The following is an 11,179-nucleotide window of genomic DNA, read 5'->3' as shown; positions in this document are numbered from 1 at the left end:
CTAGTGGTTCATCACAGTGATTTTGACGTTTTGATACCGAGCCATCCGAGGATAGGCAACTTTTCGGGTGGCAAGAGGATCTCGATGCTTCGAGCGACGCCGGGCTGGCGACGAATGAACCCGTTGCGTTCGAGGGTGAGGATCATCTGGTGGACTGACGGCGGGCTGACGCGGAAATGCCGCTGGATGTCGGCCTCGGCGGGCGGCTGTCCGAACATGTACGAGTAGGTATGGATGAAAGCGAGATAGTGTCCCTGCTTCTCGGTGAAGTGCGCGCCTGATTTTTGACTCATAGCTGGATTCGTCCCGGCCTCCGACAAGGAGGCGAAGCATGAATGTACGTTATCGGGTCGAATTGAGCCAAGCCGAGCGGGACGAACTGACGGCAATGCTCGGCGGCGGCACGCATTCCGCCCGCAAACTCAAACGGGCTCAGATTGTGCTGGCGGCCGATTCAGGCAGCTGCGACGCGGAGATTGCCCGAACCGTCCGGGTCAGCCTTTCCACCGTCGGCCGGACCAAACGCCGTTTCGTAGAAGGCAATCTGGAGCGGGCCTTGAGTGAGGAGCCGCGTCCGGGCGCGGAACGCAAGCTGACAGGCAAGGAAGAGGCCCTGCTGGTGGCGACGGCATGCGCCAAGCCGCCCGCCGGCCGCAAACGCTGGACGCTGACATTGCTGGCCGACGCGATGGTCAAGCTCACCGATCACGCCAGCCTGTCGGGCGAGACCGTGCGCCGCCGGCTGGCCGACAACGACCTCAAGCCGTGGCGCCGGGATATGTGGTGCATTCCTCATGTCGACGGCGAATACGTCGCCCGGATGGAGGATGTGCTCGATCTCTACGCCGAGGCGCCGGATCCCGAGCGGCCCCTGGTTTGCTTCGACGAGACCCCAGTCCAGCTGATCGGCGAGGTACGCCAGCCGATCCCTGCCCAACCGGGACAGCGCGAGCGCTACGATTACGAATATCGCCGCAACGGTACCGTCAATCTCTTCGTCACCTTCGATCCGCATCGCGGCTGGCGCAATGTCAAGGTTACAGACCACCGCGCCGCGGTCGACTACGCGCACTGCATGCGCGAACTCGTCGACGTCCACTATCCCAATGCCGCCTGCATCCGTGTGGTGCAGGACAATCTGTCGATTCATACGGCCGGCGCGCTATATCAGGCATTTGCGCCTGCCGAGGCCCGTCGCATCCTGCGCCGCCTCGAGTTCCACTACACCCCGAAACACGCCAGCTGGCTCAATATGGTCGAGTGCGAGATCAGCGTGCTGCAGCGCCAGTGTCTCGGCCGTCGCATCGACGATCCCAAAAGGCTTCGAAAAGAAATCGCAGCATGGCAACGGCAGCGAAACAAGGCGCGAGACCGCATCAAATGGATGTTCACAACCGACAAAGCCCGCGCCAAACTCGGTCGCGCCTATCCAGTTGCCGCCAAAGAGTCAAAACCACTGTGATGAACCACTAGTAGGCCTTGCAGCTGTCATTATAGGGGCGGAATGGCTAATAAGGACGCGCGGTTAGAACATAAGTAGTGCAAACATGGCGGCGCCGCGCCCTCGGGGTCGAGAGCGCGCGAGGCGGGCGGCAAGTAGATTCAGTCGCATGAACATGACGTCGCCGGATCGCTATTTCTTCATGGTCCTGGACTTGCACGATCTTGCTCGTTGCCGCTCTCCCGCCGCGCACGCAGTTCAGCCCTTTCTGGGGCTTTTTCCTGGTTGGCATGACGGTTGAATTACTCTCTTTTCGCGACGGCAGCGGCTGCCGACCGGCATCCCTGGCTGATGCTCTCATTTGCAAAGGAGCTAACAATGCAGACCGATATGTCAGCCTATGGCGTAGTCGAATTGACCCCTGAAGAAGCATCCGCAATTTCGGGAGGGTGGTTCTGGGCGGCTGTGGCAGTTTTGGCGGGCCTAGCAGCAGCCATTGCAGTTGGGCTCTTCCTCCCTTGACCCATTCATGCGGGAAGCCGAGAAAGTAATGCGGTTTCGGCTGTCGCGAGATGACGCCATCCTTGGCGTTTGAATTGGAAGTCTACGAAGCGGATCTTGGTCGGATGGAGTTTGAGCCATACCGCCGAGCCATTCGTATGTCGATACCCCTGGAAATCCCAAGCCCTAATAGAGGGACGCGCCAAACTGGGGCCGAGCCGGATGTGTTCACTGATACACCCAGCTTGCTCGGCTTGGAGACGCAGCTGGAAAACGCAATGTCGGCATGAAGAGCTTGCACGCTCTCAATCTTTTGGCAGCCAGCGACACTGGCATTGCGATTGAGGATGATGAGGTGTTCAGACTGAAGATTCGCGACCGATTTCAGGAAGAGATTGTCCGAGCTGGCAGTGTCGCGCACTCGCGTATAGATCGTGCGCGCGGACGCCAAGTACATTCAACCGCATCGAGTGACCTCCTGGATCGCAACTTCTTCGTAGTCTGGGCCTGCACCATCTACTCGCCGCCGCTCTCCTACCTTGCGTTACCCGCTTGTCGGGTTTGTCGCGTCCGCGACACCGTGATGTTCGGCCGTCGCACCGCTGCCCCTCAGTTATGCTGTTGAATAGAATACAGAACGGTTCTTCCGAATTTTTTTTCGCCGTTGGCACGACTCTTGCGTTTCTCTCTCGCGTGACCTCGGCGACTGCCGACCGGCATCGCTGACGCGATCTACTCGTTTGCAAAGGAGACAACAATGAAGACCGATATGTCAGCCTATGGTGTAACGGACCTAACCCCTGAAGAAGAATCCGCAACTTCGGGAGGGAGGTTCTGGGCGACTGTGGGAGTTGTGGCGGGGCTAGAAGCAGCCTTATACACGCGTGAATTCAGGATAATTTGTCGTCCCGCCCCCGCCTATCCTGCGGGATGACGCCCACCCGGGCGTTTGAACGCGAAGTCTACGAAGCGGGTCTTGGTCGGATGGAGTTTGAGCCCATACCGACCGAGCACTCGTATATCAATACCTCCTGGAAATCCTAAGCCCGCTCGGAGCGAGCCAAGCTGGAGGCCTGGCAGGACGCACTCACTGACAACTTAGCTTGCTCAGCCTGGAGGCACAGCTGGAAAACCAAAGAGGGAGTGAAGCGCTTGCACGCTCTCCAGCTTCTGGCAGCCTGCCGCGGCACACAAGCAATGCTGCCATGACGAGCCTCGGCAATGTGATTGGGGATAAGGTGACAGACCGAATCGAGATTGTCCGGCTGCCAGTCCGCTCGCATGCCGATCGGGGCGCCAAGTTGCGTTGAGTTTGTCGCGTCCACCACACGGTGATGTTCGGCCCGCGTACCCGCGCACTCTCAGTTAAGCCGTTGGATAAAATGCCGCACGGTTCTTCGGGGCTCTTCCTGCCCGGTTGGCACGAAACTTGAGTTTCTCTCTCTTCGCGGCGGCAGGAGCTACCAATCGGCATCGCTGACTGATCTTTTCATCTGAAAAGGAAGCAATAATGAAGACCGATATGTCAGCCTATGGAGTGACCGAACTAACTTCTGACGAGGCATCTGCCACTTCGGGGGGATTTTTTGGGAAATAGCTTTCGCAATTGTGACGATGGTAGGCCTTGCAGCTGCAACTATAGCGGAAGGGGCAATACGGATCCGACTTGGCAAATAAGTGGCATAAACTCTCCTCTCTCTGCAGATTAGCAGTTTCCATGGAAACTGCTAATCGTCATAAGGAAACGCCCCCGTGACACGACCGATGTCTTAATCCTTCTGAAATTGTCGGCTACCGGCGCCATTCGCCCCACCAGAAAACCGAATCGTTCCGCCTTCATCTACTCGTTTCCGCTCTCCCCGCGTACTTGCGTTGCCTCCTGCGGTCGGGTTTGTCGCGTTCGAGACACGGTCATGTTCGGTCGGCGTACCGCCGCGCTCGCAGTTAAGCCGTTGAACAAAATGCAGAACGGTTCTTGTGGGGCTCTTCCTGCGCAGTTGGCACGACACTTGAGTTTACCTCCTTTGCGGCGACAGTAGCCGCTGACCGGCCGTCGCTCACGACGAACTACTCATTCGAAGAGAAGTCAAGAATGAAAAACGAACCCATGGAGACAGATATGTCAGCCTATAGTGTAACGGAATTAACTCCTGAAGAGGCATCTGAAACTTCGGGAGGGTGGCCGATTCTGGTGGTCGGGTTTGTGGCGGCCGCAATCGTTGCAGGCGGACTTATAGCGCGTCGGTTTCACGGGCACCGCTAGATTTGAAGAGCGTAAGTGACGCAAGTTCTCCAGGCACCATACTGAATACCGATTAGCAGTTTCGATCGGAACTGCTAATCGTCATAACCAATGAACTTGTGACATGACCGATACCTTACTTCCTCCTGAAATTGTCAGCTACACCGCGGAGAGCATCCTCTCGCGGCGATCAGGACGATCTTTGGCGATCTACAAGATCGTTATGCTTTCTGTGGTTGCAGTATTGGTGTCGCTCCCACTCACCACCATAACAGTCTCTGTTCAAAGTGCCGGTGTCATTCGCCCCACCATCGAGAAGACGCCCCTGATCGCGCCCGTGTCCGGCCGCATCTCGCGTATCCTTGCCGTTGAGAACGAGCTGGTTACCCAGAGCCGAGAGATCCTCGCCCTCGATGATGAGGTGGTTGAGGAAAAGCTGCGGGCACTTACAGGCGAAATTCGCGCGAAGAGTGATCTTGCCCATGACCTCGAAACCCTGATCTCCTTCGGCGCAGAGGCCAAGGACCCGATCGGCCTCCTGACCGAGTCCGCCACGGCCGAGAGGCTGCACTTTCTCAACCTGCTGCGGGAGAACGAATATGCTCGCAGTAACGCCGCGGCAGAACTCGATCGCGCCAAACGACTGGTCTCCGTTGCTGCAGCGCCCGCAAAGGCCGTCGACGATAAGACTTTCGTCCTCCAGAGCATCGAGGTCAAAGGCGAGATTCTCGCCCGGCGCAAATCCGCCGAATGGAACCAGCAGCTTTTCGACACGAACCTGCGCTTGAAGGAACTCACAGCCACCTTGCATCAGCTTGAGAACGAACGGGATCTGACCCACATTCGGGCCCCCGTGTCCGGTGCTCTAGAGCAATTTTCCGGCCTCACCGTCGGCGGCTACGTCCAAGCGGGGCAAACCGTCGCTCGAATCTCGCCGGACGGCGAGCTGGTGGCGGAAATCTACGTCTCGCCCAACGACATCGGCTTCGTTCGGTCGGGCCAGTCGGTGCGTCTCCAAGTGGATGCCTTCAACTACAATCAATGGGGTGTCATCGAGGCAACAGTGCTCGACGTGGCCCAGGACTTCACCCTCCACGACAAGACCCCGATCTTCAAGGTCCGCTGCGCGCTCTCTCGCAGCTACCTCGCTCTCAAAAGCGGGGTGATGGGTCAGCTGAAGAAAGGCATGACCGTGCGGGCCCGCTTCCTCGTCGCCGACCGCACTCTCCTTCAACTCCTCTACACTGAGGTTGACGATTGGCTCAATCCGCTCCTGGCGCCCCGTTAATTCTTCATTTTTCGAACAGCAAGCCGACATGTCAAGCAAGGTGATCAAGTGCAAGCAGCGCGACATCACCGATTGCGGAGCCGCCAGTCTTGCTTCTGTCGCTGCCTTCTATGGCTACAAGCTGCCGTTGTCGCGCATCCGCCAGTATGCCTCGACCGACCGCTCCGGCACTACGGTGTCGGGCCTCACGCAAGCGGCTCAAAAGCTGGGCTTCATCGCCAAGGGCGTAAAGGGTGGGTTCGACAGCCTGTACAAGATTCCCAAGCCCGCCATCGCGCACGTCATCGTCAAGGAGGTCCTGCACCACTTCGTCGTCATCCAGAACATCGATGCTCGGTGGGTCACCGTCATGGATCCCGCCTATGGCGAAATCCTCAAGCTGTCGCACGAGGACTTCAAGGCGCAATGGACTGGCGTCCTGGTGCTCCTGGTTCCGGCTGACGCCTTCAAGCGCCGCGACGAAACCACTTCACCCCTCGCCCGCTTCGCCCGCCTACTTGCGCCACATAGGGAGGTGATGGCGCAGGCTCTCATCGGGGCGCTGGTGACGACGATCCTCAGCCTCTCGACGGCAATCTACGTCCAGAAGATCGTCGATCATGTGATCACAGCGGGGAATCGCAACCTGCTCAACCTGATGAGCGTTGCCATGCTGCTGATCCTGGTGCCGCAGATCCTGATCGATCTCCTCAGACACCGGCTTACCCTGCAAACTGGCCAGAAGATCGATGTCTACCTGATCCTCGGCTACTACAATCACATCCTAAGCCTGCCTCAGAAGTTCTTCGACAGCATGCGCATGGGCGAAATCGTCGCCCGCATGAACGACGCGGTGAAGATCAGGAGCTTCCTGAACGACGTCTCGATCACCATGTTCGTCAACGTGCTGGTGATATTGTTCTCGTTCGCCCTGATGTTCGTCTACTCGTGGAAGATCGCCCTAGTCGTTGCGGCCTCTATCCCACTCTACCTCTTGGTCTATTGGACCATCAACCGGCTGAACAGGAAGCGCCAACGCGCAATTATGGAGGATGCTGCCGATCTGGAGGCGCAACTGGTTGAATCGCTCGGAGCTGTGTCCACGATCAAGACGTTCGCCATAGAGAGCTTCGCCAATCTCAAGATGGAGACCCGCTTCGTCAAGATGCTGCACTCGGTCTATAGTTCCGGCCTCATTTCGGTCTTCGGAGATAATGCCTCGACCTTCCTCTCCACCCTATTCACGATCGTGCTGATGTGGTTCGGGACGACGCTTGCGCTCGATCAGACTGTCACGCCCGGCGAACTGCTGTCCTGCTACACGTTGCTCGGCTATATCACCCGGCCGATTGCCAGTCTGATCCAAACCAATCGGATCGTTCAGGATGCTTTTATCGCGGCGGATCGCCTGTTCGAAATCTTCGACCTGGAGCCGGCGAGCGGTGGCAGCATTGATGCCACCCAGTGCGACCTAGGCGACATCCGCATGGAAAACGTCACCTTCCGCCATGGCGCGCAGCCGTGCCTTTTCCAGGATATCAACGTCACCTTCGGCCGCGGCAAGACGACCGCCGTGGTTGGGGAAAGCGGCTCAGGCAAGAGCTCCCTTGCGGCACTGTTGCAGAATGTCTACCCGCTTGAGGGTGGACGCATCCGGATCGGGCCCTATGACCTCCAGGACTTCTCGACCGCATCCCTGTGCAAGGTTGTTGCTGCGGTACCCCAATCGATCGACGTGTTCTCGGGCTCGGTGATCGAGAATATCGCCCTTGGCGAGTTCGAGCCGGACATCGAGAAGATCCTGCAAATCTGCGATCAAATCGGGTTGCGGGAGGTGATCGAGCGCTGGCCCGGTGGTCTCCAGGCCTATCTAGGCGAGAACGGCGTACGCCTCTCCGGCGGCGAGAAGCAGCGCCTTGGGTTGGCTCGGGCTTTGTACCGGGATCCGGAGATCCTCGTCCTGGACGAGGCTACCTCTTCTCTCGACCCCGTCGCCGAGGCCTTTGTCCTGGGAGTGGTCGAGGATCTGCGTCGGGCCGGCAAGATCATCATCGTTATCTCTCATCGCCTCAGCACCATTTGCGGGGCCGACAAGATCGTGGTCTTGGACAAGGGCCGGGTTGCTGCCGAGGGAAGGCATGCTGAACTGCTGACAGCTGAAGGCACCTACGCTCGGTTGTGGCGGGCGCAAAGCGGATCCAGCTGACAGGTTCAGGTGGGATCATCGCAGAGTTTTGCCGGCCGCCTCCGGGAAGCCGACTCGGGGACGACCTGTCGGAGCGCTGTGACCATGTCACTCGCAAGAGCGAGAGAACGTCAATATGTGCAATCAGGCCTAAGCGCCCGTCGCGGCGTCCAGTGAGAATGTCTCGCCCTGAAAGCACGGCGATGATGTTGATTGTTTCAGCGATGTTGGCACGCGAGGACCACGATGACCGCTTCCTGGATAAGCTGTTCGAGCCGACGCAGTGCACCGAGTGCTGTACCCGCGTCCGTCGCGCCGACCTCCGCACCGAGGTCGCAAGTGGTAACGGCCGGTTAGGGCGGAAGAAGAATGCATCGATGATTTCCGCCCGCGCGCGCTTAGCTGCCGAATTCAGTGTACCCGGCAAACAATCTTCGCTTATTTTCAGGTCCTTTGTGCATCGCGAAGTTGTGCGTGGCGCGATGTTTCGCAGTCAATTTTTGACATTCTCATCACCAGATCCACCCGATCGGCGTACGGCTTACGGTCGAAGACTTGATAGCCTGCATCGTGATAGAATTGAACAGTTCGAGAATTACTCGGGACATCATTCGTCTGACCATAGACCCAAAATGGCTCCAAACAGCTTGTTGTCTCTATGTGACTAAATACTCGGCGCGCCGTTTCGGCCAAAAGTATTGCTCCAATCCGTCTTCCAATCATATCGGGGGCGATAGCCATCCGATGGAGATATACTCCAGGCTCCTTGTAGATCGCGTCACGATGGACCCTAAAGCCGAAGCAGAAGCCGATTAGGCGTTTGGATTTTGCAAAAGCAACGGTGCTGAAAGTCCATTTATCCGTATAAGCCCGCCGCTCATCACCTTCAGCCAGGACATCGCGCTCCGTCCAAGATTGGAAGGGAATCTGATTGTGCAATTTCACAATGCCTCGCGTGTTGGCGACTGCGAGTTCCCGCGTCAATTGCCCGATGGTGAACTCTGCACCATCAATATCACGAAACGTTTGCGAAAGGTGAGTGTGTGCAATTTCTTCGCCCATCCCACGCCTCGCAGTTTCTGTCGAGACCACGCTCGATCAGAAGGGTCAATCATCGGCCGTCAGAGCCAAACTTGCGTTTGGCACTGTTTTGGGATCTTTGGTAGCCACGCCTCCACCAAAACCGATAAGCCCGCCACAGTTCCAGCGCTTGATATGAAGGTTGGTTCGGACATTAGGATCGCTGAAGCTGCCATCCAACTACCAAACCTGACAGCTCGAAATTCGCGATCCCGTCGATCTCGCCGGGCCCGCGATTTGAATTAGTCCATCGGACGGTCCTCCGAGGGTTGTCGTAACGCACAAGAACGGCGCATGAAGAAGTGTTGGGCGGCGCGACAGGATTTTGGCTGGTCGAGCAGGCTCTCATTGCCGAGGATGTTGAGCGCCTCAGGCACAGGCGGCCAGCCGAGAGACCTGTCCCGCGATGAAAGCTCCGGTTGACGTCTTCGGTCGTCTTCCAAAGGCGATAATCCCGCACACAACGATGACCACATTTGGAGCGCGGATACGCGCTCGCGCCAACGCCAGTTGGGGTAGAAGCTCTAGCGAACAAGCCCCATTTCAGTGGCTTACCGAGAATTCTTCCAGAGCTCCGCCAGACCTGCCATCGTTGAGTCTGCCTGTGAGCTTTCTACAAATGCTTTTGGAGCACGGAATGCACCTGCCAGCCGGAGCCGCGTTTAGCAACATTGGTAGTTGAGCGCCCGTCCGGCAGCCGTGCCGTTCTACTCGCCTTCAGATGGTTGCTTTTTGAAAATGCACAGCTTGGACGAAAGCGCTGGCGGTCACCGCGTTCGGTTGCCCGCGCGATCTGACACGTCTCATTTCATTGAACAAAACCAGTCGACGCTTCTTTCGCTCCTATTTGGCTGTCACGATGCTTCATGCAAGAACCTAGGGGATTTTCAGTTCACGCAACCAAGCCTGGTGTCGGCCGCGGCTTGAAATAGCGCGAATACGATGGATGTGCATCTTGCGATGCGCAAAGACGAAGAGATTTCAAATTACCGAGGAGACTAAGACGAAGTGTTGGCTCCGAAGGAACGAAATCGCTGCATCCATACGCTCCTGCTTCCGCAAGGGCGAGCTATGCGGGAAAGTGGGTGATGACGGCCTGAGATAGGCGGCGTATCGAGGCGGGTGTCGAGCCTGCCAGAACCTCTCAAGGAGAGCGATACGCCATGAACGAGCCTAGCAACATTGTCGCGCTGCGTCAGCCCGACGAGATCGATGATCCACTGACCAATATCCTGCGCGCCGGTGCGCGGCAGCTTCTGGCGCAGGCGGTCGAGGCCGAAGTCGAGACCTTTCTTGCCACAGTGAAGGATTTGAAGCTTGCCGACGGACGCGCCCGTGTCGTGCGGCATGGTTACGGCCCGGCGCGAACGATTGCGACCGGCATCGGCCCGGTCGAGGTGGCGCGGGCGAAGATTCGGGATCGCGGAGCGGCCGGCGATGGCGAGCGGATCCGGTTCAGCTCGGCGATCCTGCCGCTGTGGGCACGGCGGACTCGAAGCCTGGATGCGCTGTTGCCGGTGCTCTACCTGCGCGGCCTTTCGACCGGCGATTTCCAGGAGGCGCTGACGGCCTTGCTGGGCAAGGACGCGCCGAACCTATCGCCCGCGGTGGTGTCCCGGCTGACGGCCGAGTGGCAAGGCGAGTACGAGCGCTGGCAGAGGCGCGATCTGTCGGCGCGCCGATATGCGTACGTGTGGGCCGATGGCGTCTTCCTGCAGGCCCGCATGGAAGACCACGGCGAGTGCATGCTAGTGCTGATCGGCGCGACGCCGGAAGGCAAGAAGGAATTGATCGGCTTCCAGGTCGGGGTGCGGGAGAGCGCGCAGAGCTGGCGTGAGCTCCTGATCGACGTCAAACAGCGCGGATTGCAGATCGCGCCCGAAATTGCCGTCGGCGACGGCGCGCTCGGCTTCTGGAAGGCGCTCGAGGAGGTCTTTCCAGGCACGCGGCACCAGCGCTGCTGGGTGCATAAGACCGTGAATGTCCTCGACAAGGTCCCGCTCTCGGTGCAGGCCACCATGAAGAAGGACCTGCGCGAGGTCTACTGGGCGCCGAACCGGGCGTCCGCCGAAGCAGCGATCGACGTCTTTGCCGAGAAATACCGTGCCAAGTACGGTCGGGCGGTCGAATGTCTGGTCAAGGATCGCAGCGTCCTGCTGGCCTTCTACGACTTTCCTGCCGAGCATTGGGATCACCTGCGCACCAGCAATCCCATCGAGAGCGTGTTCGCCACCGTGCGGCACCGGACGGTGCGCACCAAGGGTTCGTTGTCGCCGACCACCGCCAGGCTGATGGTGTTCAAGCTGGTCATGGCTGCATCAAAAACCTGGCGACGGCTCAAGGGCACAAATCAGTTGCCGAAGCTCATCGCAGGTGTCAGATTCAACGACGGCATCGAGGTTATCCAAGTGCCGGCAAACCACGCCGCCTGATCGCCTCGTCACCCAAAATTCCGCATAGCTC

6 protein-coding genes and 1 pseudogene are annotated in these 11,179 nt (G+C 58.5%); 4 read left to right on the top strand and 3 right to left on the bottom strand.

Annotation, left to right across the window (positions count from 1 at the left end):
* Positions 1 to 11: 11 nt before the first annotated feature.
* Positions 12 to 293, bottom strand: a complete 282-nt coding sequence (locus AXW67_RS24895; protein ID WP_063675745.1) for a LexA family protein — start codon at positions 291 to 293, stop codon at positions 12 to 14.
* 38 nt (positions 294 to 331) lie between these two features.
* Between AXW67_RS24895 and AXW67_RS24890 the strand changes: the two genes are divergently transcribed.
* From AXW67_RS24890 to AXW67_RS24875, 3 genes are all read left to right on the top strand, one after another.
* On the top strand, positions 332 to 1,462 hold the full coding sequence (locus AXW67_RS24890) for an IS630 family transposase (protein ID WP_063675747.1): 1,131 nt from the start codon (positions 332 to 334) through the stop codon (positions 1,460 to 1,462).
* Between the two features lie 2,945 nt (positions 1,463 to 4,407).
* A complete protein-coding gene (locus AXW67_RS24880; protein WP_430641437.1) occupies positions 4,408 to 5,472 on the top strand; it encodes an HlyD family secretion protein in 1,065 nt (354 codons plus the stop codon).
* Between the two features lie 28 nt (positions 5,473 to 5,500).
* Positions 5,501 to 7,657: a peptidase domain-containing ABC transporter gene (locus AXW67_RS24875; RefSeq protein WP_063679990.1), complete on the top strand. Its 2,157-nt coding sequence runs from the start codon at positions 5,501 to 5,503 to the stop codon at positions 7,655 to 7,657.
* Between the two features lie 121 nt (positions 7,658 to 7,778).
* On the opposite strand, the pseudogene AXW67_RS44280 reads toward AXW67_RS24875, so the two are convergent.
* A pseudogene (locus AXW67_RS44280) lies at positions 7,779 to 7,956 on the bottom strand (P-type conjugative transfer ATPase TrbB); the annotation flags it as partial.
* A 124-nt stretch (positions 7,957 to 8,080) separates the two neighbouring features.
* Complete coding sequence (locus AXW67_RS40820; RefSeq protein ID WP_082908036.1) at positions 8,081 to 8,698, bottom strand: GNAT family N-acetyltransferase; 618 nt, start codon at positions 8,696 to 8,698, stop codon at positions 8,081 to 8,083.
* Positions 8,699 to 9,879: 1,181 nt separating this feature from the next.
* Here AXW67_RS40820 and AXW67_RS24870 point away from each other — a divergent pair.
* Positions 9,880 to 11,148 carry an IS256 family transposase gene (locus AXW67_RS24870; RefSeq protein ID WP_063679989.1) on the top strand — a complete coding sequence of 423 codons (1,269 nt, stop codon included), beginning with the start codon at positions 9,880 to 9,882 and terminating at the stop codon, positions 11,146 to 11,148.
* Positions 11,149 to 11,179 lie beyond the last annotated feature (31 nt).

Source organism: Bradyrhizobium neotropicale, from assembly GCF_001641695.1.
Lineage (GTDB): Bacteria > Pseudomonadota > Alphaproteobacteria > Rhizobiales > Xanthobacteraceae > Bradyrhizobium > Bradyrhizobium neotropicale.
The sequence above is the reverse complement of the archived record's forward strand: the minus strand, read 5'-3'. Positions and strand labels throughout refer to the sequence as shown.